Origin of the sequence: Nocardia sp. NPDC020380 (assembly GCF_044386975.1) — a bacterium.
Lineage (GTDB): Bacteria > Actinomycetota > Actinomycetes > Mycobacteriales > Mycobacteriaceae > Nocardia.
Genome location: NZ_JBIRVQ010000015.1, coordinates 45,286 through 67,768 on the forward strand (window position 1 = coordinate 45,286; position 22,483 = coordinate 67,768).

Consider the following 22,483-nt stretch of genomic DNA (forward strand, 5'->3'; position numbering starts at 1 on the left):
AACGGCGTCCGACCAACGGACCGCGTCGCCCTCGCGCATCTCCCGCTAGGCGCTGAGCTCTCGCTCGAGCGGTGTGCGGAAGCGCGGGGTGGGGCGCACCTCGCCGTACCACTCACCCAGGCGGGCGGCCTCCGCGGCGATCGCGGTCTTCGCCGCCGAACCCGCGTCCTCCAGGAGCCGCCAGGCGATCTCACCATCGGGCCGCTGCGCCCAGCCGCCCACGATCCGGCCGTCCCACCAGATCGACGGCCCGATATTGCCGCTGCGATCGAACAGGGACGCCGCATGCGGGCCGAGGAACCAGTCCCGCGACTGCCAGCCCATCGGCGTCGGATCCAGCGCGGGCAGCAGCGCCGCCCACGGTTCCGGCGCCGCGGTCGGCTCGAGATCATCGGCCAGCACCAGACCGGTGACACCGTCCAGATCGACCTCGGCGATAGCCAAGTGCGCCAACGCCTTCCGCACCTCGGCGACGGTCCAGCCGGTCCACCACTTGAGATCGGTCAACGGCGCCGGACCGAACGTCCGCAACCAGGCCCGCACCAGCTCGACCCGCGCCTCCCCGGCGGCCAGCGCCGGAATGCCTTGCGGCAGCCAGGATTCGACGGGCGCCCAGGAATACTGACTGCTCGACCAGGAACCGTTCGGCCGCCCGCGCACGATCCGCCCCTCGCAGCCCAGCGTGACCAGCACCCAGGTGGTGATATTGGTCGGCTTCGCATACGGCTTGTCCGGCGCGGTGTTCACCTGCGTGCGCAGCCGCGGCACCTCCTTGCTCAACTGCGCCCCGGTGGCACTGCCGCGCGCCAGCAGTGCGGCATGCGTCTCCTCTTCGACCTCGCGCCACCAGTCCGCGATCCGCCCCTCGACCGCCCCCGACTGCTCGAGATACCGCCCATAGGTCCGGCGCTGCTTGGCCGCCAGCTGATCCGCGCACGAACCCTGCAGTGCCGGAACCAATTCGAGCGGCGCGATGAACATGGTGCGGCGCATGGCCAGCATGCGCAGCAGTGTCCGGTCCTCGTACAGCGCCTTCTCCACGTGCGCGGGCTCGATCCCGCGCCCGCGCGCCGCCACCGACAGGAACACCGTCGCCGGATCGGTCGCGTGCAGCACCACCATCGACCGCACCACGTCGTTCACATCATCCGACCGCAGCCCCGGCGCCAGCCGATGCCGCACTGCCACCCGTGCCCGCCGCTCCGCGACATCCATCGAACGCATGATCGAATCCTAGCCTGCGGCGGTGCATCTCAGGTCGGGCACGGGTGCGGATCGCTCCCCGCGGCTGCTCAGGGGTTGGCGGGACGCTCGGGGAAAGTGGCCTCGGGGCTGCCTTTGGCCTGCTGCATCGTCCAGAGCAACCCGGCGAGCACCCGCGGGTCGACCGACGGCATGTCCGGGACATGCGCGCCCGAAGCCCGGGCGGCCTCCCGCGCGGCATGGAAGGGACTGTGCTCGATGGCCGCGCCGATGTAGAGGCCGCCGACGTACACGCCCTTGTCGCCCACCGCGGCGTGCAGCGACTGCAGGTAGTTGCGCTGCGCCGCCAGCGCGAACCCGCCCGCGATGAACGGCATGCCGCGCAGGGCGCTGGCGCCCTGCGCGCTCAGGATCGCGCCGTCACCGCGAACGAGCATGGCCGGCAAGAACTCCCGCACCAACTCCAGCAATGCGTACAGGCCGAGGGGCAGCATGGCCTGGGCGCGTTCCAAGGTCAGCTCGAGCGCAGGGATGAAACCGTTGGCCGCCGCGCCGTAATACAACACGTCGGGATCGCCCGCGGCCGCCCGGATCTGCTCGGCGACACGCGGTATGGCCTCGATATCGGACAGGTCGGCGGTGACCACGTGCGCGATCGCCCCTTTATCGCGCAGTTCTTCCGCCAGCGCGTCGAGCGATTCCTTGTTCCGGGCCACGAGCACGACCGCGTACCCCTCCTCGGCGTAGCGCTCGGCAACGGCTCGGCCGAGGGCGGGACCTGCTCCGAAAACGGCTATGGACTTCGACATAACGCCTCCAATGGGTCGATTACCAGCCAAATTGACGGTACCGTCAACTTGACGGCACCGTCAAGTTGTTAGAGTCGGACCCGATGAGCCCCATGACCGATGCCACCGACCCGGCGAGCGCCGCATCCACCCCGCAGGGCAGTGCCCTGCGCGCCGATGCCGCGCGCAATGTCGACCGGATCCGATCCGCCGCCATCGCGGCCTTCCACGGCCGCGGGCTGAGCACGCCCCTCGAAGAGATCGCCGCGGCCGCCGGCGTCAGCAAGGCGACCATCTACAACCGTTTCGGCGGGCGGCAGGGCTTGATCGATGCCGTCATCGGCGAGCTCGTCGCCACGGAGATGTACGCGATCATGGAAAAGGCCCGGCGCGTACCGGATCCGTGGGAGAGCATCGCCACCTACATCACCGACCGCCGCGATCTGCAGTACCGCGAACCCTCGTTCACCGATGCCCTGCTCATGGCCTACCCGGAATCCCGGCAACTCGTGGCCCTGGCCAATGCGGCCACCGACGCCACCGAGGAACTGGTCCGCCGTGGCCGCGAGGCCGGAGTTCTGCGCCGGGACTTCACTTCCGGCGACCTCTACTACGCCGATATCGCCAACGGGCTCGCACTCCGGAACCTGCCGCCGCCCACCCGCGCGGACTACGACCGGCGTACCCGCTTCTTCCTCGACAGCCTCCGCGACCCCGGGCAGCCGGCGGTCGCCGCCACGCGGCGCACCTGAGGTGCCCGATTCGGCCGCCGCCACATGGGATGATTCGGGCGTGCGAAGTCGGACTCTGCTGGCGGCACTGGGCGTGATCCTGGGCTGGCTCGCGACGACTACCGGTGCGGCGCCGGAGGTTTCGGCCGCAACGGGGGTGTCGATGCGACCGGTCGAACTGACGGTGGACGGCGAGACCGCGACCGGCCGGGTCTACGAACCCGACGGCGGGGCCCGAGCGCTCATCGTGGCCGTGCACGGACATGACGGCAGCGCCGCGGACTTCCCCGATTACATGAGTTCGATCGTGCGCGAGACCGGCGCCGCACTGGTCACCATGGATCAGCGCTCCGATACCGGCCAATGGCGCACCGGCGAATGGAACGTCTGGGCGGGCTGGCGCGACACCGTCGCCGCCACCCAGTGGTACCGCGCCGAACACCCCGGCATCGGGCCGACCGTGCTGTGGGGCTGGAGTCAGGGCGGCGTCACCAGCGGGCTCGCCGCCGCCTACGCACCGCCCGGCACCTACGACTACTGGGTCGACACCTTCGGGCACGCCGGCGATATCACCGCCTGGCTGGAGGCCCCGCTCGCCGGACCCGGCCTGCGCCCGCAGATCGAACGCGATGCCGGCGGCTGCAATCCCTTGACCTGCCCGCAGGCCTACCTGGACCGCTCACCGGCCTTCCTGGCCAATCGAATCGGCGTCCGCCAGGCCGTCCTGCTGCACGGCACCGCCGACCCGCTGGTGCCCTACCCGCAGTCCCTGGAGATGCGGGCCGCGCTCACCCTCACCGGCAAACCCGTCTCCATGTACACGGTCGTCAGCGGCCGCGATCTCGGCGGCAATATCGTGCCCGGCGACCACGGCATCAACCCCGTGTTCTTCGAATCCGGTTGTGCCGTCCAGCGATTGCTGCAGGGCACCGAACCACTCGGCGGCCACGACTACCTCATCGATATCGCCAAGGGCATCGACACCGCGCCGCCCGCCCCGCCGAATGCCAAGTGCGCGGCCTGATCCGGATTCCGGCTAGTCGGCGCTGACCGCGTCGACGATGTTCAATCGGGCCGCGCGCACGGCGGGCGGAATCGAGCCGAGCAGGCTCAAAGTCAATGCGCCGAGCGTGAATACGGCCAGCAACAGCCCCGGCCGGAAGGCCACGTCGATGCCCAGCACATCGGCGGCCAGCAGCGAATAGAAGTATTGATCGGTCAGCCCGAACAGCACCCCCAGCGCCGCACCGACCACACCGATCGCGGCCGCCTCGGCCAGCACCATGCGCAGGGCGAAGCGCCGGCTGGAACCCACGGCCCGCAGAATGCCGAGCTCACGGCGGCGTTCCAGCAGTGCCAAGGTGAGCGTATTCAGCAGTGCCATACCGGAAATCACCGCCACGATCACCAGCATCGCCTGCGACAACGCCAAACCTTGTTGCATGGATTTGCTCACGCCGTCCAGCGCCGCCGCACCCGAGAAGACGAACACGCCCGGCGGCACGACGGCCCGGATCGCGTCGATCAACCGCTGCCGGTTCACACCCGGCGCGGCATCGATCTGGAGCGTGGTGGCGCCGGGCCGGGCGAACCACTCGCGCATGAGATTCAGGCTGATGGCCGCCGTACCGGCCAATGCCGAGAAGTAGGACACCGTCTCGAGTACACGCGTGCGCTGCTCACCGCTGGGCGTCTGCACCGTCAACTCGTCACCGGTCGAAACATGCAGTGTGCGAGCCAGATCCCGGGACAGCACCACACCGTCGCCCTGCAAGAGCCGCTGCTGGATACCGGAATCGAGCTGGCGGTACATGGAGTAGTCCGTATCCGGATCCACGCCGTAGACAAGGGCTTTCGTGCCGCCGAGGGTGGCGAAGGCCATCTGCCCCTGCGTCAGCCTGCCCACGCCGGGCACCGCCGCCACCCGATCGGCCAGGCCCGCGGGCAGCAGATCGGTGGGCGTCATGTCCTCGGCCGAAGCGCTCACCCACGCATCGGCATCCGAGATGGAGGCGAGACTGTCCCGCGCGGCCCGCACCGCATCGGCATTCGCGCCGGTAATGGTCACCGTGAGACCCACGGCAATGGTGACCGTCATCAGCGTCGCCCACACCCGCCGCGGCGCCCGGTCGATATTCACCCCCGCCAGCACCCCGGCCGGCCCGAGCCGCCGCGCGGCCGCCGCGGTCACCCGCACGATCGGTCCCGCGAACGCGAACGCCAGGCAGATGTCCGCACCGAACGCGCACCCCAGCGCGACCGTCGCGAACAGCCCGAGATGCGCCCGCTGGATCAGGATCGCCGCCGCGATCAGCAGTACGCCGGCCACGGCCGCGAGCACCCGCAGCCGCCGCGACACCGTATCCACCCGTGAGGCCCCGACGGGCGCCAGCGCCTCCACCGGCGACACCCGGTACACCTGCCGCGCCGCCACCCCGGACGCCGCGATATTGGTCAGCGTGGCCGCCGCGATCGCGACCGGAATCGCGTACCAGGGCAGGATGTACAGCAGCCGCGCCTGCACCACCTGGGTGAACGCGCCCGGCAGAATCCCGATCGCCCACCGCCCGGCCAGCACCCCGAGGCCCGCGCCGATCGCCCCGCCGATCAGGCCCAGCACGGTCGCCTCCGCGAGTACATCCCGCACGATGGTCTGCTTGCGCCCGCCGATGGCCCGCAACATGGAGATCACCGGCCGCCGCCCGGCCAGCGCCATGCTCATGGTGTTGTAGATGAGGAAGGCCGCCACCACGAACGCCATGCCCGCACCCATGGACGAGATGAATCGCACCATGGTGACGCCGCTCCCGGTCTGCGCCGCCTTGGCGCTCGGCGCCGCCACCAGGGCCCGCCCGGCCACCGCCGCCGTCACCGCCGAAGTCAGCCGCGCCGCATCGGTATTCGGGGCCGCCACCACCAGCACCGAATCCAGCTGACCGACTCGATCGGTGATCCGCTGCGCCAGCGGCAACGGCGCCACCAGGTAGTGCCCGCCGTTCAACTGCGACAACTGCTTGCCCGCCGGCACCGCCGCGATGGTCACCCGGACCGGACCCAATTGCACCGCTTGATCTTTCGTGAACCCGGCCGCCGGCCCCGCCAGCACCCCGTTCGGCACGCCGAGCAGCGCGCCGAGCTGATCCGGCTGCACCGCGCTGTTCAGGTCACTGTGCAGGGCGGCGCTGGACGCGTCCACCCCGAGCACCAGCAGCCGATTCGAATCCGGTCCGACGCTCGCCTGCAGCATGGGCACCGCCGCCACGACACCGGGCACCGCCGCGACCGAATCCCGCACCGAGGCCGCGAATCCCGCGTCGGTGACCCCCGAAACCTCCAGCGCCGCAGTGCCCGACAGCCCCGAGGACAGGCGCGCCACCGACCCGGTGAGCGAGCCCGAGATCCCGAACACCGCGACCAGCAGCGCCGAGGACACCGCCATGACCAGAAGCGACGCCGCCGTCCGTCCCCAGTGGGTGGTGAACTCGCGAATATTGAACAGCCGCAGCCGGTCCAGCAGCGCGATCATGGGTTCGAGGCTAGGGGCCTGTGGTACCGCTGTCCATGTCCCGGCAGCTTGCTGTCCGCAAAGGTCACGGTGGCGTATCGGACGCTAATCTCGGTAGGGAACGAGGGACGGGCGAGACAGGGCTGGTACGTGATGAAAGTCGTGGTGGCAGGAGCAACCGGAGCAATCGGGCGACCACTGGTCACAGCCCTGCAGCAGTCCGGGCATCAGGTCTACGGGCTCACCCGGGGCGGGCGCGGCGCGGAGGTCATCCGCGCGCTCGGCGGCACCCCGCTGGTGGCCAATGTGATGGACCGCCAGGACCTCCTGCACGCCACCGAACGCCTCTCCGCCGACGCGGTGATCCATCAGCTCACCGCCTACCGGCACTCGCCGCCCACCCACTATCACAGCCCGGGACTGCTGCGCACCAACGCACTTCGCGCCACCGGCAGCCGGAACCTGGTGGAACTCGCCGAAAGAGCCGGGGCCACACGGTACGTCACCCAATCCCTGATCCTCGGCTACGGCATCCGCGACCACGGACCGGGACCCGTCACCGAGGCGGCGCCGTTCGGGCGGATACCCGGGGACGTCAACGACTCCGTCATCGGCTCGCTGCACGAGGCCGAGTCGTACGCCTGGCGCGTGTCCGGCATCGACGGAATCGCGCTGCGCTACGGGCTCTTCTACGGTCCCGGCGCCTCCGACACCTTCGTGCGCGCGCTGAAGGCGCGCCTGCTCCCGGTCGCGTCGTCCGGCACCGGATACATCGGCTGGACGCATGTGGAGGACGCCGCCGCGGCCACCGTCGCCGCGCTCGAACACGGGCGCGGCGGGCAGGCCTACAACATCGTCGACGACGAGCCCGTCACGTGGGACACCATGTTCGACGCCATGGCCGCCACCGTCGGCGCGCGTCCGCCGCTGCGCATGCCCGGCCGGCTGCTACGCCTGGGATCACCGCTGGCGGCCGCGCAGATGCTCGATCTGTCGATCCGGCCCGCCAATGCCAAGGCGAAGAGCGAACTCGGCTGGAAGCCCACCTACCCGACCTATCGGGAGGGCCTCCCCACCATCGCGAACGCCGTGCACTGAGGCGCACCGGAACAGTCTCGCCCCGAACGGGGTTGTGCACGACAGATCTTGAAGGTCGGGATGTGCGGACGGCGAGAGGACAGCGATGAGCGACGCGGTGGATCCGTCCTACCGGTGGAACGGCGCGGAACTGGATCTGGACGCCTATCTGGCCCGGATCGGATACGACGGTGAGCGCACGCCCACCCTCGCCACCTTGCGCGGTCTGGTCTACGCGCACACCACCACCATCCCGTTCGAGAATCTCGAGATCATCCTCGGCCGCGGCGTACCCCTGGACATGGAACCCCTGCAGGACAAGCTGATCCGCCGCCCGCGCGGCGGCTACTGCTACGAGCAGGTCGGCGTGTTCGCGGCCGCGCTGGAACGCCTCGGCTTCGAATTCACCGGTATCTCCGGCCGGGTCGTCATGGGCGCGCACGGACTGCTGCCCGCCACCCACGCCCTGCTGCGCGTGCGGACCGCCGACGACCCGCACGCGTGGCTGGTCGACGTGGGTTTCGGCGCGGGCCCGCTGGAACCGGTCGAGCTCACCGCCGGCCGCGGCGAATTCGCGCTCGGCGCATGGCGGTTCGCGCTGAACCTGGCGTACGGCCCGGTGGGGGAGGAGGAGTGGACGCTGCGGCAGTTCGGCCGGGACGGCTGGATCGACCGGTACACCTTCACGGTGAATCCGCAGTACCGCATCGACTACGTGGTCGGAAGTCACTATGTGGCCACCGCGCCGCGATCGCCGTTCAATCAGCGCCCGTTCGTGCAGCGGTTCCTGCCGGTGGCGCATCACGTGCTCGACGACACCACCTGGACCACCGCCTACCCCGACGGGACCGAGGAGATGCGGGCGCTGGAGCCGGCCGAGTTGCCGAAGGTGCTCGCGGAGGTGTTCGACATCGAGCTCGATGCGGCCGATGCGGCGCTGCTGGTCCGGGCCGAGTGGCCCGCGGCGGTGGCGCGGCGGGTGCGGTGATAGCTGGGAGCGAAAGCGGGCGGAACAGCAACCAATAGAACCGAAGGGTTTGTTTTTACTCTCGACAAGGCTCTGAGCAGCGATTTCGCGTAGCCGGTCACACAACGGTCACCCCGCTGCGGCGTAGATCTCACCGAGATCTCGCTCATATCTCACGCTGACGTCGGCGGGACGCTCGCGGCCCGCTACACTCGTGCGGGGAAACACGCGGGCAACCGCGATTTATCAGTCGTCTCGGAGAACCACGGAGTAGTGCCATCGAAACCGGCCAAAAGATCGCAGGGCATTACCGCCTGGTCGAACGGATTGGTAGCGGCGGCACAGGTGTCGTCTGGCGTGCCGTCGACGAGCGGCTGGAACGTTCGGTGGCGGTCAAACAGATCCTCACCCAGCCGAGCCTGTCGCAGGCCGATAAGGACATCGTGCGTCAGCGCGCGGCCCGCGAGGCCCGCAATGCCGCCCGATTCCAGCACCCCAACGCGATCGTCGTATTCGACATCACCGAGCACGAGGGCGACCCGTGCCTGGTCATGGAATATCTGCCCTCGCAGAGCCTCGCCGTGGTGTTGTCCGCGCAGGGCACGCTGCCGCTGCCGCAGGTAGCCCGCATCGGCGAAGCCGTCGCCTCCGCACTGATCGCCGCGCACCGCGCCGGCATCGTGCACCGCGACGTCAAGCCGGGCAACATCCTGCTCGGCGACAACGGGGCGGTGAAGATCACCGACTTCGGCATCGCCAAATCCAAGGGTGACGTGACCCTCACCGCGACCGGGCTCATCTCCGGCACCGCCGCCTACCTCGCCCCCGAGGTCGCGCGCGGCGCCGAACCGACCCCGGCCGCCGACGTCTTCGCCCTGGGCGCAACGCTTTTCCACGCCCTCGAAGGCGAACCGCCCTACGGCACCAACCCCAACCCGCTGGCCCTGCTCTACGCGGCCGCCAACGGTCAGATCAGCGAGCCCCGCAATGCCGGGCCGCTGAGCGACCTGCTGCTCGCACTGCTGAGCTTCGAGCCGGAAGACCGGCCCAGCATGCTCGAAGTGCGCGACATCATGGCCGAATTCGCCGAGATCGGGCCCGATGCGGAAGCCACCCGCGTCCTGCAATACCGGCGCAACGGCGAGGCCACCCCGCCGCCCAGCGCCCCCGCCCGCCAGGCGCCGCAACGCCAGGCCACCCGGCAGCTGGACCGGCGGCAATCGCAGGCCGCCGACATCCCCACCGGCGCCATGAGCGCCGCCGCGCTGCTGGAAACTCCACCGCCGCGCCGGCCCGCCGGTCCGCCCACCCAGTCCACCCCGCTGCCCGACTACGAACCCGACGGCGGCGGCTCGAAACGGAAGCTGATCTGGATCGCGCTCGTCGCGGCCGTCGTGGTCATCGGCGGCGTGGTGTTCGGCATCCTGAGCTCCGGCTCCAGCAGCTCCGGCAACCAGACCGGCGGCACCTCCGCGGCCAAGACCTCCACCTCAGCCACGGCCGGCCAGCCGTCCACCGGCGGGCTCGGGCAGACCAAGAGCGCCGGGCAGGTCGACGTCGGCACCGCCGCGGACATCATCGACAAGTTCTATGGCGACCTCGTCAATCTGAGCTTCTCGGACGCCTATTCGCTGCTCACGCCCGCCGCCCAGCAGGTGTACGGCAGCCAGCAGGCCTTCCAGCAGTACTGGACCGACAACCGGGTCACCCGCTACTCCAGCATCTCCGGCGCCCGCGGCAACGACAGCGTCAATGCCGATGGCTCCGTGGACATGTCGCTCGCCAACCTGACCTACGGCAGCAAGAGCAAGGGCTTCACCCTCCGCGTCGTCGACTCCGGCCAGGGCCCCAAGATCGACAGCGACACCCGCTAGCACCCGGTGCGGCGCAGCTGCGCCGCACCGGACTCTTTCCGGATCGCCCTGCGGTGGTTAGCCTTTCGTCATGACTGTGCGGGGGATGCTCGACGACGAGCGCGGCGAACTGGTGGAACTGCTGCGCTCACTCACCGAAACCGAATGGGAAACGCCTTCGCTGTGTATGGGCTGGCAGGTGCGCGACGTCGTCGGCCACCTGCAGGCCGACAGCATTTCCCTGGCGGCGTATCTACTACTGGGCCTGCGTAATCCCTCCGTGAACCGGATCAATCAGGCCCTCGTCGACCGGTTTCGGGCACTGCCGACCGCCGAATTGGTGGACCGGCTGGACCGGCCCGACGGCTGGTTCGCACGCTGCGCGCCACGCTTGGCGCTCGCCGATATGTTCGTGCACCAGCAGGACATTCGCCGCCCGCTCGGCTACGCGCGCAAGGTGCCCGCCGAACGACTGGCCGCGGTCCTCGACAAACCCGACCCCTACGCGAATCCGCGGAAGTACTTGAAGGGATTGCGCTGGGAAGCCACCGACACCAAGTGGAGCAAGGGGTCGGGACCGCTGGTGCGCGGGCCGGGCGAAGCGCTGGCGCTGGCCATGGTCGGGCGCGGCATCGCACTGGACGATCTGGAAGGCGACGGCGTGCCGGCACTGCGGGCCCGCATGGCCTGAGACTCGTTCAGCAGGTCGGGGTAGGGGATGTCCGGGAGCAGGAGGTGTCAGGACTGGGCGTCCCGACGCTGCGCCACCGTCGGGCAGCTGGGGACGAATGCCACGTCAGCGGCCCAATCCGCGAGCAAACGCAACGCGGTTTCGGAAGGCGAGCCCGGTTCGACCGTGTAGGCGATGAGGGCCTGATCCGGGGCGTCGGGCAGGCGCAGGGTTTCGAAACCCAGGTCGATGCGGCCGACCACCGGGTGCAGGTAGACGTAGCGGCCGTGGGTCTTGTCCTTGAGTTCGTGCTGCTCCCAGAGCGCACGGAATTCGGGGCTGGCCCGGTGCAGGTCGTCGATGAGGGTGGCGATGCCGGGGTCGCCGGGATTGCGGGCGGCGTCCAGGCGCAGGTAGGCGACCACATCGGCGGCCTTGGCGGGCCAATCCTCGTAGAGTTCGCGCATGCCCTCGTCCAGGAAGACCAGGCGGGCCTTGTTGCGTTCCGCGGGCGGCAGCGCACCGAAATCGGTGGTGAGGGCGGCCGCCAGGCGGTTCCACGCCAGGATGTTCGTGCCGCGTCCGACGACGTAGGCGGGGACGTCGGTGGCGGCGTCGACCAGTCGTTTCAGGCCGGGCCGGACCTGCTGCGCGGAGGCGGGTTCCTCGCCGGACCAGGGCCGGGCCAGGCGGTAGAGGTGATCGCGTTCGATCGGATTCAATCGCAGCGCCCGCGCCACCGCATCCAGTACGGATTCGGAGAAGTGCAGGGTGCGGCCCTGTTCCAGGCGCACATAGTGGTCGACGCTGACCCCGGCCAGCAGGGCCAGTTCCTCGCGGCGCAGCCCCGGTACGCGGCGGCGGGCGCCGTGATCGATCAGGCCCACCTCCTCCGGGCGCAGGCGGGCGCGGCGGGAGCGCAGGAATTCGCCGAGTTCGGCACGCCGGTCCAAGGTCATGTGACCAGTATCCAGACCGGGCCGATCCGGAGCCTGGTCGTCGCGTGCCCAGGATCGTCCGGCTCTGTTTACCGGGTGCGCGGCACACCAGAGTTGGTGACAGGCCGGAACGGATCCGGCATCCGGAAAGAAATCAGGAGCACCCCATGTCGCTGCACGTCGTCGCCGAACTCCGCGCCACCGAAGGCCACGAGGACCGGCTGCGGACCGCACTGGAGTCGATGATCGAGCCGTCCCTCACCGAACCGGGCTGCCTCGCCTACCAGCCCTTCGCCAACCCGAACGATCCGGCGCACATGGTCGTGGTCGAGGAGTGGACCAGCGCCGAGGCACTCGAGGAACACTTCCGCACCCCGCACTTCGAACATGTCGCCGGCGTGCTCGACGGGATTCTCGGCGAACCCATGGTCATCCGCCGCCTCGTCGCCGAGTAGTACGCCGTTCGCGTGCGGCCGGGTGCACCGGTACGCTCGGATCCGTGATGACGCGGATTCGATCGACGGCGCTGCTGCTGTGCGCGCTCGTGGTCTCCGCGTGGGCGGTCCTCTATCTGGCCGCCGCGCAACCCAACTCGCTGCTGGTGCTCGGCGCGGCCGTGCTGATCGCCACCCTCGCCGCGACCCTCGTCACCGCCCGCGCGGTAGCGCCGGTCACCGCGACCTACGGGCCGCCGGAATCGGCGAGCCGGCGGCGGCGCGGGGCCTTCCTGCGGCAGAGCAATCCCGACACCGAGGGGCGCCCGCGTCCGCGCGCGCCAGGAACAGTCCTCGCCTGACCGTGCCCTTCCGCGGCATCGGCCGGGCAGACGACTGTCCCCGTTCGCACCATCCTCGTGAGGTGTCCTGCCATGCTCGATTTCATCTACTACCCCGTGTCCGCCGTGCTGTGGTTGTGGCACACGGCCTTCTCCGCGGTGCTCGGCACGGGCAGCGGGCTCGCCTGGGTGCTCGCCATCGTCTTCCTCGTCATGACCTTGCGCGCCCTGCTCATCCGGCCGTTCATGGCGCAGTTGCGCTTCCAGCGGACCATGGCCGAAATACAGCCCGAGATCAAGGAGATCCAGCGCAAGCACGCCGGTGACCGGGAGAAACAGGCCGCCGAGATCCAGCAACTCCAGCAGGAGAAGGGGTTCAACGTCCTGCTCGGGTGCCTGCCGCTGCTGGGGCAGTCGCTGGTGTTCATCGGGCTGTATCACGTGCTGCGCTCGTTCAAGAATCCGCACGTCGCCAACTACGTGTTCTCGACCACGCAGGTGCAGTCGTTCCTCGACGCCAAGTTGTTCGGGGTGCACCTCAGCGCGACCCTGACCACGGCGGGCGGCGCGCTGGGATCGGTTGCGGCGGTGGCGATTCCGCTCATGATCATCGCCGCCGTGGCCACCTATTTCAGCGCGCGCGCCTCGGTGGCGCGGCAGCCGCGGCCCGCCAATGACGCGGCGGCACAGCAGACGCGGATCATGAACATGCTGTCGCAGTGGGTGTTCCCGCTGGGCGTGCTGGTCTTCGGGCCGGTCATGCCGGTCGCCATCCTGCTGTACTTCGTCACCCAGAACGCGTGGACCTTCGGGCAGCAGCACCTGATCTACGGGCGCGAGGACAGGGCCAAGGCCGAGGTCCCGGTCCGCGCGACCGGCGTGGAAGGCTGATCGCCCGGGATCGCCCGCACGCTCACCGCGGCGCCGCGCTGCTCCTCCGTGGTCGAGGCGCGCGCCACGAACAATGCCACGGCCAGCACCACCGCGATCGCCACCAGCACCGCGATCACCACCTGGACCAGGCGGCGGCGCAGCAGGCGGCGGCGGTGCCGGGCCATGGAATCGGACAGGAACTCGCGCGCCAGCCGATTCGGCGTACCCGTGCGCCGCAACCAGGCCATGGCATCGTCGAGCCGGGCCCGCCGGTACAGCAGCCGCGGCGGGCGGCCCTGCCGCGACCATTCGCGGGCATCGGCCTCGATGCGCGGGCGCAGGGCCGCGAATTCCCGTTCCTCGCTGAGCCATTCGGTCATGCGCGGCCACGCGGTGAGCATGAGATCGTGTACCAGTTCGATCCGGTCCTTGCGCCGCACCAGGAACTGCGCACGGGTCAGCCAGGCGATCACGGCGGCGGTCGCCGCGGGATCCTCGGACTCCTGGATCAGCAGGTCGGGGGAGATGCGGTCGCGTTGCGCGGCGGTCGGGCCGATGAAGGTGAGCGCCACCAGCACATGCCGGGTCGCCACCCGGTCCCGCTCGTTCAGGCGATCCCAGATCAGCTCGCAGCCCTTCGCGAAAGCGCCGTCGACGCCACCGCATTCGCGATAGGCCTCCAGCGTGAGCGTGCTGCCGGTGCGATGCGCCCAGGTCTGCGAGAGCACATACGACAGCATCGGCAACCGGATCGGGCTGTGCGGATCGAAGACGGCCAGATCGTGCAACAGCACCTCGACCAGGCTGTCCTCCACCTTCAGCCCGACCGCCGCGGCCGGGCGCGTGATCGCCTCGCGCAGCTCGGCTTCCGTCATCGGCTCCAGCAGCATGGTCGGCCTGCGCAGGGTCGCGGCCAGCGCCGGCTGCCGGGTCAGTTCGGTGAGATACGCGCTGTCGCAGGAGATGACGACGGTGGTGCGCGGCTCGGCCTGCGGTGCGGCCGAATCGGACTCGGCCTGCGGTGCGGCCAATTCCGTGAGGCGTTCCAGGAAACGCTGGGTCTCCTCGGGGGTGCCCTTGATGAACAACCGCTCGATCCGATCCACCACCAGGAGCCGATGCCCGCGTGGCGCCGCATCCAGGACCGCATCCAGATCGTCGTGCGGGGTGATCCGGATCGGTTCGCGCGCACCCGGATTCCCGAGCAGTCCCGCCGACAGCAGTGACGATTTGCCGAGTCCCCGTGCGCCGCACAACACCACCAGCGCCGGATCCGGACCGGACTCCGCGGCGATGATCAGATCCCACAGCCGCCGCAGCGCACCCTCGCGACCGAAGAACAGGTCGGCTTCCGCCTGCCGGCAGGAGCCGAGGCCGTGATAGGGCGCGCGGCCGCGGTTCACCGCGGGTTCGGGGCTGGTGCGGGCCGCCTGCCAATCCGCGCGCCAGCGTTTGAGATCCAGCAGGCCGGCGTCCAGCCGCGCATCCGGCGGGCGGGAGCCCACCTCGCGGATCAGCACCTCCAGCACCGGCAGCACCGATTCGAAGGCGGCGGGCGTGCGATTACCGCGCCGCCAGTCGCTGATCCGCTGCGCGGTGATCGGCGTGCAGCCGGGCCGCAGCCGGGTATTGGCCGCGCGGATCACGGATTTCACCGTGGAGTCGCGGGCCGCCGCGAACAGGGCCGTCAGCCGCGCCGCGAAGACGGCGCGGCTGTCCGGGCCGCCCGCCTCCCCGCCGGGCGAATCCGCCTGGCGGGGAAGCCGATCCACTCCGGACTCCGGCAACGGTCCCTACCGGCCGTCCGTGCCGGACAGTGGCGCGTTCGCCGGAGCCGGATGGGCGCCGGCACGGCTCGGCGGCCCGAAGGCCGGGCCGGGTCCCGTGCCGGGCTGCGGCGAGACGGTCGAATCGGCGAAAACCGTTGAGCAGGACAACCGCATTCCCTCCACCGATGTGTCGAGTGCGTGCAAGGACCGCTGGACCGATTCGACGGTGTCCGCGGTGGGGGCGGTGCCGTCGATGGCCTGCGCGAGGTGCGTCAATGCGTCGTGCAGTGCGGTGCCGGCGTCGGCGACGGCCGTGAACGCCCGGCGGGACAGCGGCGATGTCATCGTATCCGTCGCGGCGCCGAACCGGGTGTCGATGGCGGCCGACAGGCGTGCCGCCTCCTGGACCCGGCGTTCCACCTCGGCGGTGTCGCCGCGGTCGGAGGCGGGGCCGATGCCGTTCAGCTGATCGGACAGGGACTTGAAGGTGTCCTGCAGGCCGCTCGCTGCGTGGCCGCCGGTGCTGCAGTCGGCGGTGTCCGGGTCGGGCGGGGCGGCGTCGTCCGGCTGTTTCGTGCAGCCGGCCAGGGCGGCGACGGTCATCGTGCAACCTACGATGACCGTCGCCACCTGCCGTCCCGTGCTACGCGACATGAGACAACCCCGTCAGCACGGCATCCTGCACCGCGGGCAGGAATCCCAGATTCGCCACCAGCGCCATCCCGACCCCGAGCCGGATCCGCCGATGCCGGTTCCACCAGCCCACCCGGCCGCGGATGCGGCGATGGTTGTGCGCGATGGTCGCGGCGTCGGCGGCGTTCTCCTCGTAGTATCCGAAAGCCACGGGGGCGGAACGGATATCGAGCAGGCCGCCGATCGGATCCACGGTGCTCGCACCGGTGCCGCCGGTCGTGAACTGCGTTTCCCGCATGGCGAACTCCTCTGCGTCGGAACGGATCTGGTGCCGGAACGGATCAGGAGATGACGTCGGTCCAGGGCCGCAGCAGGGCGTCGTAGACGTCCTGGGTGAAGCGGCCGCGGCCGACCAGGTCGCTCAGCACCGCCGCGGTGACGGCCTGGCTCACCACGGTCAGCGTGCCGATCGAGCCCAGCGACTGCAGCAGGCCGGCGATATCGCCGCCGGTCGCCGCCGGAGTGGCCGAAACCGCCTGGCCCGCCACCATTCCGGCGGTCTGCACATTGCGGGTGCGGCCGAATTCCTTGGCCGTCTCGGTCGCGATCTGCAGGGGCTGCGGATCGGTGTCCTGCTGCTGGCCCAGGCCGGCCAGCAGGCCCGCCAGGCCGCCACCGCCGCCGGTGAAGGCGGCCATGCCGGCCTGCATCTGCTTGCCCGCCTCCGCGTTCATCTTCTCCCGCTCCTCGGCGGTGAGCTGGGCGGCGCGTTCCACGATGGAGACCACGGTCCGCCACTGCGGGCCGTACAGGTATTCCAGGTGCAGGGACGGGTCGAACGGGTCGAACGGGATGGTCTGATCGGTCGATTCGGTGTTCATGACGAGCTCCTTCTCTGGATGTTTGGCCTCGAGGTGAAAGGGCCTGGATGGGAAGGGATTTCGATACTGCTCAGACACCGACCTCGACCAACTGGCGAGTATCGCTGTCCCGCAGGCCATCCGCGGCATCGACGCCCACCAACGGAATGTCGGCATGCGCCACGGCCGCGGCGGCCGGGGTTTCGGACGCGACGGGGCCCATGAGCCCCGCCAGCGAGGCGAGCACCTGATCCAGGCTCGCCGTATCGGTGATGTTGTCCAAGAACTGCGTCCCCGTAGCCGCCGCCCCACCCCCGGTCGCCCCACTCATCGCCGACCGGATAGCGGAAATCAGATACGACCGGAACGCCGGATCCAGCAACACCAGCAAAGGCAGCAACACCAACGCCACCAAAGCCAGCAACGCCAAAGCCGCCAGCGGCAGACCGACACTCAGCGCAACCCCACCGAACAACAACGGCACCCCGACGGCGACAGCGCCACCGACCGTCACCACCGCAGCCGCGAGCCCGGCCAGTCCCAGCGCGATACCGCCGGCCACAGCCACCGCGGCAGCCACTGCCACCGCAGCCGCGACCGCGAGAGCGATACCCGCGACCACCGCGGCGGCGGCCAGCGCAGCAATACCCACTGCAATGGCGCCGGCCACCGCCACCGCGGCAGCCACTGCCACCGCAGCCGCTATCGCGAGGCCGACCGCGACGGCGATGCCCGCAGCCACCACGGCGGCGAGGCCCAAAGCGATTGCGCCACCGACAACTACCGCTGCGGCCACTGCTACGCCGGCTGCGATTGCGAGGGCGACGCCTGCGGCCACCGCTGCGGCGGCCAGTGCCGCTACGCCGAGGGCGATTGCGCCCGCGATCGCTACCGCGACGGCTATCGCGGCAGCCACCGCTACCGCCGCGGCGATTGCGAGGCCGGCGGCCACGGCCAGGCCGGCTGCCACCACTCCGGCGACGCCCAGTGCGATGGCGCCACCCACGACGACCGCCGCGAGTCCGGCCACTGCCGCCAGGGTGCCGACGATGCCCACGGCCAGTCCGGCGCCGGCGGCGAGGGCCGCCAGGATCGGCAGGCCGATCGCTGCGGCGAAGAGGCCCACCGGAATTGCCAGCAGGATGAGGGGGAGCAAGGCCAGGGCGATCAGGCCCACGATGGCCAGGGGGACGCCGAGCGCGAGCAGGGGCAGGCCGAAGACTGCCACGATTGCCGCGCCGATGGCTATCACCGGCGCTGCCGCCGCGGCGAGCGCGCCGAGTGCGGCCAGGGCCAGGATCGGAATGACCGCTGCGGCAAGGGCTGCCAAGGCAGCGGCGATCGGGGCCAAGGCCAGCGCCGCCAGTACACCCAGAATCACCGGGGCCGAGAAGTCGATGACCATGGATACCAGCCATGCGGCGACCACGATGCCCTTGAAAGCGAACCAGAGACCACCGGCCAGCACGAGGGCGAAGAGCGGAATTCCGAAGAGGCCCAGGGCCATTACGGCCAGGGCCGCGCCTGCCACCGTCAGGCCGGCCACCGCGAAGGGGGCCCAGATCGCCGCCAGTACGAGGGCGATGATCGGGGACAGTGCGGTGGACAGGATCGGGGCGAACGGGCCCACGATCAGGAACGGCAGGCTGAATACGATGGCCACTGCCAGTGCGGCAACGCCGACCGGGAGCATGGCCACGACCGCCGCGAGTGCAACGGCCAGTGCCAGCACTGTGCCTGCCACGCCTACCGCGCCGAGCAGTGCGAGCCCGGCGAGGATGACGGCGCCGATCACCGGGAACACCGCGAGCGTCGCGACGATCGCGATCGGGATGGCCACCAGCAGGAACGGCGGGAACAGGCTGGCCGCATACACGAACGAGCCGATGATCAGCAATGCCGCCAGCGCGACCGGAATGCCGCTGGCCACCGTCAGCACGGCGACCAGTCCGCCGAGCAGACCGGCGACGATGCCCGTGCCCGCAATGCCGCCCAGCACGATGAACAGCTGCGCCGCGAGCAGGAAAGGCAAGGCCAGCAAGGCAAGTGGCGGGTTGATGAGGATCAGGCCGAGCAGCGAGACGGTCAGCATGGCGAAGCTGAGCACATTGATCGCCAGCCCGCCCACGGCCACCACCGCGACCGCGGCCACCGCCAGCGCGATCATGCCCGCCATGAGCACGATGAACGGCAGCAGGGTGAAGGTGAAGTTCAATGCCACCAGGCCCATCACTGCCGCGGCCGCGATCGCCGCGAACGCGATCAACGCGGGCAGTACGAACGGAATCGTGTACGGCATCAACAGCATCAGCAGGCCGCCCGCGATCACCGTGCCCGAGGCCCAGGTGATGCCCAGCACCAGGATCAGCGTCGTGCAGAGGGCGACCAGGAAGCCGGACGCGCCCACCGCGGTGAACAGGAACAGCAGCCCGAGCGCGACGGGCAGTCCGACGAGCACCGCCAGCAGCACCGGCGCCAGCAGCGGTCCGAGGATCGGAATCGCGAAAACCAGTGCGGCGGTGGCGATCAGCCCCATACCGGCGGCCACGACAGTGGCGATTACACCGGCCGCCGCCAGAATCAGCGTGGCCGCTGCCGCGCCGAACCACAGCACCACGGCGGCAGCGAGTTTGATGGCCAGCGCCGCCAGTGACAGCGCCAGCAGCCCGATCACGGCCGCCGAGGCGACCACGGACAGCGAGATCAGCCCGGCCAGCAGCACCGCGCCGAGCGCGATCCCGGACCCGAGCGCCATGGCGCCGAGCACGATCACTCCGGCCAGCCCCAACACCGCCAAGATAGGCAGGCTGATCAGCCCGAACGGCGTGAAGAACGAGGCCACCACCATCACCGCGAACAACGCCAGCGCGACCAGCCCGGCAACACCCAGCGTGCCGAATACCGCCGCGGCCACGGCGAGTAGCCCGAATACCAGGAACCCCAGCGCCGCGGTGAACACGACCGGCGCGATGAAGAAGCCCAGGAACGGCACCAGGATCGACCCCACCAGCCCCGCCGCCAGCAGTGCGACGAAAATGCCTGCGACAGAGGTGATTCCGACGCCCAGCAGCACGGCTGCCAGCGCGACGCCGCCGGCCACGATGAGCGCGAGGGTGACGATCCCCGCCACCAGCAGCACCGGCGCCAGCACCTGGAAGGCCACGAACAGCACCGGCAGCGCGATGAGCAGTACCGGGATGGCGATGATCGCCAGCACGATGAGCACCGGAATCGCCAGCACCGCGAGGATGATTCCGCCGATGATCAGCGCGCCGATCACCAAGGGCGCCAGCAGGATCGCGCCCAGCACCACGATCGCGCCTATACCGATCGCGCCGATCGCCAGCGCACCCGCGAACAGCAGCGGCACGATCGCGAACAGTCCCACGATGGGCAAGGCCAGCAGCGGCAGCGCCGCATCCCGGCGAACCCCGTTGCCGGTGATCAGGTCTCGCAGTTCGTGCAGGATCGGCGCGAAGGCCGCGGCCGGATCCTGCATGAACCCGAGCACCGGCGTCAGGAAGCCCAGCATGGGCGCGAGCCCGCCCAGCGCGGGCGCCGCGAAGCCCATGACGGCCGCACCCAGCGCGTCCAGCCCCGCGCCCGGATTCGAGGTGAGGTTGCGCAGGGTCTCGGCGAGATGCTGCAGCGGATCGCCGTCGCCGACCGTATTGCCCAGCAGCGGTTGCAGCACCTCACGCAGACCCTGCGAGGCCTCCGCGCCGTCCACCGGGAAGCCGAAGAGCGCACGGCCGCGGTTGATCAGTTCGGCGATCGGATCGCCGGACCCGTCGCGCCGCGTACCCGCCGCCTCCACGGCCTGATCGACGAAGCTCAGCAGATCCTCGACCGGCTGCCGCAGCGGCCCCGAGGGGAACGCGGTGTCGGCCCAGCCCGCCAGCTTGGACAGATCCAGCCCGGATCCCACCACTTGCGCTGCGACGGAAGCGATTTCATTGACGGGTGCGCCGACCGGCCCGAGCAGCCCGGAGAAGTCGCCGCCGGGCGCGGGATCACCGGCGGCCGGCGCGGCCCCGACGGTCCGGGTGGGCGCCGGCATCGCGGGCGCGGGTGCGGCATTCTGCGGTGCCATCCCGTACCCGGGCGCTTGATTGCCGAAGGCGTTCACGGCCTGATCGATCACGTTCTGCGCGGCGGACCCCAGATCGGGCCCGAGCACATTCCCCATGTCCGGAATCGGCAGATCCGGGATCGGGAGCCCGATATCCGGCGTCTGCGGGTTGCCGACGGCCTGCTGGGTGCCGAGCCCGGGTACCAGTGGCGCGGTCGGCGGGAGTTGCGGCAGGGCGGGCAGCTGCGCCTCGGCGTGGCCGGTCGACACCATGGCGGTGGCCAGCGAGGCGAAGGCGGCGGCCGCGTAGAGGCCGCGGCGGTTGCGTTTGCATTCCTTGCGGTGCTTGGCGGCCTGCTTGGTCGTGTGGGCACGGGTGAGTGATGCGGTCATGGGAGGAACCTTTCGATCGACGCGGAATCCGGCCGGGGCCGGACCTTGCCGAGCTCGCGCAGAGCTCCCGTGGAACGGCTCAGGCCGGGCCGGTCTCGCCGTATGCGCAGTTGGCCTGGGAGACGCCGCCGTCGGCGCCCAGGGTGGGCCCGATGCGGGTGTGCAGCAGTCCGCCGATATCGCGGCAGCTGATGAAGGCGTGCTGCCCGTGTCCGGCGCCGGGCGGGCAGGTGAGGGTGGTCTGGTTGGGCACCGAGGTATCGGTGACGCACCCGTCGGGCGCCGGGTCGGCCGAAGCCACCAGATCTACCGGCTTGCCGAACGCAATGCCCGTGAGGGCCAGCACCGCCATGGCAACGAATGCCACGAGTTTGCCGATGGAGTTCATGGGGTAAGGGTCCGAAGCGGTGGCCAGGAGGGTCAATGTGGGCCGGGTTACATGACCTGGGTTTTCCCTGCTGAAGTACCTGATACAGCTTGTCCGCAGAGGATTCTTATTACGCCCTTTTAACGAGTTCGGGGATTGACGTAATTGGTGTCACCAGATCCTGATCAATTGACTAGCAATATCATGGCAAACCGTGATGATGAATCGAAGTGGCCGGAAAGTCGCGAATGCCGCGAACCAGCGTCGCCTGCTCACGCCCGCCCGGGCGGCCGGGGTCGTGGTGCTCGTCGCGCTCATCGCGGTGATCACCACGATGGTCGTGCACCGGCAGCAGGACAAGGATCGGGCCGCCGCCGCGGTGGCCCCGCCCGCGGTCTTCACCGCCGACGGCCGGCTGCGCTTCGGCGACGCACCCCTCACCGTCACCGTCATCACCGACTTCCAATGCCCGGTGTGCAGGCAATTCACGGCAACCACCGAGCCCACCCTGAACGACATGGTCAAGGCCGGCACCGTCGCCGTCGAATACGACACCGTCGCCGTTCTCGACCGCGCGTCCAAGGACAACTACTCCTCCCGCGCGGCTGATGCCGGCACCTGCGTGGCCGTCGCGAACAAGGACGCCTGGCTCGACTTCGACCAGAAACTCTTCGCCGCCCAGCCCGCCGAAGGCGGTAACGGACTCAGCGCGGACAAGCTCATCGAGATCGCCGGGCAGGCCGGTGTGACCGGTCCCGACGTGGCGTCCTGCATCCGCGACGACCGGTACAGCGGCTTCGTGAAGTCGCACGCGCAACATGCGATCGATGCCGGTCTGACCCATGTTCCGGTGGTCAAGGTGGGTGATCAGGTGGTCGAGAACCTCACCCCCGACGGCCTGCGCGCGGCCATCGACCGGGCACGATCGGCGGCCAAGTAGGCTGATAGCTGGTCGCAAGCAGTTTCGGCTGCCTGCCGGACCATTTCGATTCAGCACAGACAAAGGACT

General features: G+C 69.9%; 20 protein-coding genes. 10 read left to right on the forward strand and 10 right to left on the reverse strand.

The genetic code is table 11. From position 1 onward, the window contains the following. Positions 1–45: 45 nt before the first annotated feature. Together ACH438_RS35260 and ACH438_RS35265 are read right to left on the reverse strand one after the other, a co-directional pair. Positions 46–1,224 carry a winged helix DNA-binding domain-containing protein gene (locus ACH438_RS35260; protein WP_397013378.1) on the reverse strand — a complete coding sequence of 393 codons (1,179 nt, stop codon included), beginning with the start codon at positions 1,222–1,224 and terminating at the stop codon, positions 46–48. Positions 1,225–1,292: 68 nt separating this feature from the next. Further along, on the reverse strand, positions 1,293–2,012 hold the full coding sequence (locus ACH438_RS35265; protein ID WP_397013380.1) for an SDR family NAD(P)-dependent oxidoreductase: 720 nt from the start codon (positions 2,010–2,012) through the stop codon (positions 1,293–1,295). A gap of 83 nt (positions 2,013–2,095) precedes the next feature. Here ACH438_RS35265 and ACH438_RS35270 point away from each other — a divergent pair, with 83 nt between their 5' ends. Together ACH438_RS35270 and ACH438_RS35275 are read left to right on the forward strand one after the other, a co-directional pair. After that, positions 2,096–2,743, forward strand: a complete 648-nt coding sequence (locus tag ACH438_RS35270; protein ID WP_397013382.1) for a TetR/AcrR family transcriptional regulator — start codon at positions 2,096–2,098, stop codon at positions 2,741–2,743. A gap of 40 nt (positions 2,744–2,783) precedes the next feature. Beyond that, entirely contained in the window at positions 2,784–3,746 is a 963-nt protein-coding gene (locus ACH438_RS35275; RefSeq protein ID WP_397013385.1) for an alpha/beta hydrolase family protein, read from the forward strand. Positions 3,747–3,758: 12 nt separating this feature from the next. Here ACH438_RS35275 and ACH438_RS35280 read toward each other — a convergent pair whose 3' ends face one another. Then, positions 3,759–6,248, reverse strand: a complete 2,490-nt coding sequence (locus ACH438_RS35280) for an FtsX-like permease family protein (protein WP_397013388.1) — start codon at positions 6,246–6,248, stop codon at positions 3,759–3,761. Between the two features lie 144 nt (positions 6,249–6,392). On the opposite strand from ACH438_RS35280, the gene ACH438_RS35285 reads away from it, so the two are divergent. The 4 genes from ACH438_RS35285 (at position 6,393) to ACH438_RS35300 (ending at position 10,815) form a co-directional block, all read left to right on the forward strand. Beyond that, a complete protein-coding gene (locus ACH438_RS35285) occupies positions 6,393–7,325 on the forward strand; it encodes an NAD-dependent epimerase/dehydratase family protein (protein WP_397013390.1) in 933 nt (310 codons plus the stop codon). An 85-nt stretch (positions 7,326–7,410) separates the two neighbouring features. Then, complete coding sequence (locus tag ACH438_RS35290) at positions 7,411–8,292, forward strand: arylamine N-acetyltransferase (protein ID WP_397013392.1); 882 nt, start codon at positions 7,411–7,413, stop codon at positions 8,290–8,292. Between the two features lie 293 nt (positions 8,293–8,585). Further along, complete coding sequence (locus tag ACH438_RS35295) at positions 8,586–10,145, forward strand: serine/threonine-protein kinase (RefSeq protein ID WP_397013858.1); 1,560 nt, start codon at positions 8,586–8,588, stop codon at positions 10,143–10,145. A 70-nt stretch (positions 10,146–10,215) separates the two neighbouring features. Beyond that, positions 10,216–10,815, forward strand: coding sequence for a maleylpyruvate isomerase family mycothiol-dependent enzyme (locus ACH438_RS35300; RefSeq protein WP_397013396.1), 600 nt, complete (start codon positions 10,216–10,218; stop codon positions 10,813–10,815). Between the two features lie 47 nt (positions 10,816–10,862). On the opposite strand, the gene ACH438_RS35305 is transcribed toward ACH438_RS35300, so the two are convergent. Then, positions 10,863–11,753 carry a helix-turn-helix transcriptional regulator gene (locus tag ACH438_RS35305; protein WP_397013400.1) on the reverse strand — a complete coding sequence of 297 codons (891 nt, stop codon included), beginning with the start codon at positions 11,751–11,753 and terminating at the stop codon, positions 10,863–10,865. Positions 11,754–11,899: 146 nt separating this feature from the next. Between ACH438_RS35305 and ACH438_RS35310 the strand changes: the two genes are divergently transcribed. From ACH438_RS35310 to yidC, 3 genes are all read left to right on the forward strand, one after another. Further along, entirely contained in the window at positions 11,900–12,187 is a 288-nt protein-coding gene (locus ACH438_RS35310; RefSeq protein WP_397013405.1) for a putative quinol monooxygenase, read from the forward strand. 47 nt (positions 12,188–12,234) lie between these two features. After that, the gene (locus ACH438_RS35315) at positions 12,235–12,528 is read left to right on the forward strand and encodes a DUF6412 domain-containing protein (protein WP_397013409.1); all 294 of its coding nucleotides are present in this window, start codon (positions 12,235–12,237) and stop codon (positions 12,526–12,528) included. Positions 12,529–12,600: 72 nt separating this feature from the next. Beyond that, entirely contained in the window at positions 12,601–13,398 is a 798-nt protein-coding gene (yidC, locus tag ACH438_RS35320; RefSeq protein WP_397013413.1) for a membrane protein insertase YidC, read from the forward strand. Here yidC and ACH438_RS35325 read toward each other — a convergent pair. From ACH438_RS35325 to ACH438_RS35350, 6 genes are all read right to left on the reverse strand, one after another. Continuing rightward, positions 13,335–15,152 carry a hypothetical protein gene (locus ACH438_RS35325; protein ID WP_397013416.1) on the reverse strand — a complete coding sequence of 606 codons (1,818 nt, stop codon included), beginning with the start codon at positions 15,150–15,152 and terminating at the stop codon, positions 13,335–13,337. The genes yidC and ACH438_RS35325 overlap by 64 nt on opposite strands. Before the next feature lie 21 nt (positions 15,153–15,173). Further along, positions 15,174–15,752: a hypothetical protein gene (locus ACH438_RS35330; RefSeq protein ID WP_397013418.1), complete on the reverse strand. Its 579-nt coding sequence runs from the start codon at positions 15,750–15,752 to the stop codon at positions 15,174–15,176. Positions 15,753–15,792: 40 nt separating this feature from the next. Then, positions 15,793–16,080 carry a hypothetical protein gene (locus tag ACH438_RS35335; RefSeq protein ID WP_397013420.1) on the reverse strand — a complete coding sequence of 96 codons (288 nt, stop codon included), beginning with the start codon at positions 16,078–16,080 and terminating at the stop codon, positions 15,793–15,795. Positions 16,081–16,123: 43 nt separating this feature from the next. Then, positions 16,124–16,663, reverse strand: a complete 540-nt coding sequence (locus tag ACH438_RS35340; RefSeq protein WP_397013422.1) for a hypothetical protein — start codon at positions 16,661–16,663, stop codon at positions 16,124–16,126. Between the two features lie 70 nt (positions 16,664–16,733). Then, entirely contained in the window at positions 16,734–21,107 is a 4,374-nt protein-coding gene (locus ACH438_RS35345) for a hypothetical protein (protein WP_397013424.1), read from the reverse strand. Between the two features lie 79 nt (positions 21,108–21,186). Next, positions 21,187–21,495, reverse strand: coding sequence for a hypothetical protein (locus ACH438_RS35350; protein WP_397013426.1), 309 nt, complete (start codon positions 21,493–21,495; stop codon positions 21,187–21,189). Between the two features lie 196 nt (positions 21,496–21,691). On the opposite strand from ACH438_RS35350, the gene ACH438_RS35355 reads away from it, so the two are divergent. Next, on the forward strand, positions 21,692–22,414 hold the full coding sequence (locus ACH438_RS35355) for a DsbA family protein (protein ID WP_397013860.1): 723 nt from the start codon (positions 21,692–21,694) through the stop codon (positions 22,412–22,414). The last annotated feature ends 69 nt before the right edge of the window (positions 22,415–22,483 follow it).

Coding starts and splice junctions, on each gene's coding strand:
- ACH438_RS35260 (WP_397013378.1), bottom strand. CDS start 1,224: ATGCGTTCGATGGATGTCGCGGAGCGGCGGGCACGGGTGGCAGTGCGG.
- ACH438_RS35265 (WP_397013380.1), bottom strand. CDS start 2,012: ATGTCGAAGTCCATAGCCGTTTTCGGAGCAGGTCCCGCCCTCGGCCGA.
- ACH438_RS35355 (WP_397013860.1), top strand. CDS start 21,692: ATGATGAATCGAAGTGGCCGGAAAGTCGCGAATGCCGCGAACCAGCGT.
- ACH438_RS35310 (WP_397013405.1), top strand. CDS start 11,900: ATGTCGCTGCACGTCGTCGCCGAACTCCGCGCCACCGAAGGCCACGAG.
- ACH438_RS35305 (WP_397013400.1), bottom strand. CDS start 11,753: ATGACCTTGGACCGGCGTGCCGAACTCGGCGAATTCCTGCGCTCCCGC.
- ACH438_RS35300 (WP_397013396.1), top strand. CDS start 10,216: ATGACTGTGCGGGGGATGCTCGACGACGAGCGCGGCGAACTGGTGGAA.
- ACH438_RS35280 (WP_397013388.1), bottom strand. CDS start 6,248: ATGATCGCGCTGCTGGACCGGCTGCGGCTGTTCAATATTCGCGAGTTC.
- ACH438_RS35350 (WP_397013426.1), bottom strand. CDS start 21,495: ATGAACTCCATCGGCAAACTCGTGGCATTCGTTGCCATGGCGGTGCTG.
- yidC (WP_397013413.1), top strand. CDS start 12,601: ATGCTCGATTTCATCTACTACCCCGTGTCCGCCGTGCTGTGGTTGTGG.
- ACH438_RS35290 (WP_397013392.1), top strand. CDS start 7,411: ATGAGCGACGCGGTGGATCCGTCCTACCGGTGGAACGGCGCGGAACTG.
- ACH438_RS35345 (WP_397013424.1), bottom strand. CDS start 21,107: ATGACCGCATCACTCACCCGTGCCCACACGACCAAGCAGGCCGCCAAG.
- ACH438_RS35340 (WP_397013422.1), bottom strand. CDS start 16,663: ATGAACACCGAATCGACCGATCAGACCATCCCGTTCGACCCGTTCGAC.
- ACH438_RS35330 (WP_397013418.1), bottom strand. CDS start 15,752: ATGACCGTCGCCGCCCTGGCCGGCTGCACGAAACAGCCGGACGACGCC.
- ACH438_RS35270 (WP_397013382.1), top strand. CDS start 2,096: ATGAGCCCCATGACCGATGCCACCGACCCGGCGAGCGCCGCATCCACC.
- ACH438_RS35315 (WP_397013409.1), top strand. CDS start 12,235: ATGACGCGGATTCGATCGACGGCGCTGCTGCTGTGCGCGCTCGTGGTC.
- ACH438_RS35335 (WP_397013420.1), bottom strand. CDS start 16,080: ATGCGGGAAACGCAGTTCACGACCGGCGGCACCGGTGCGAGCACCGTG.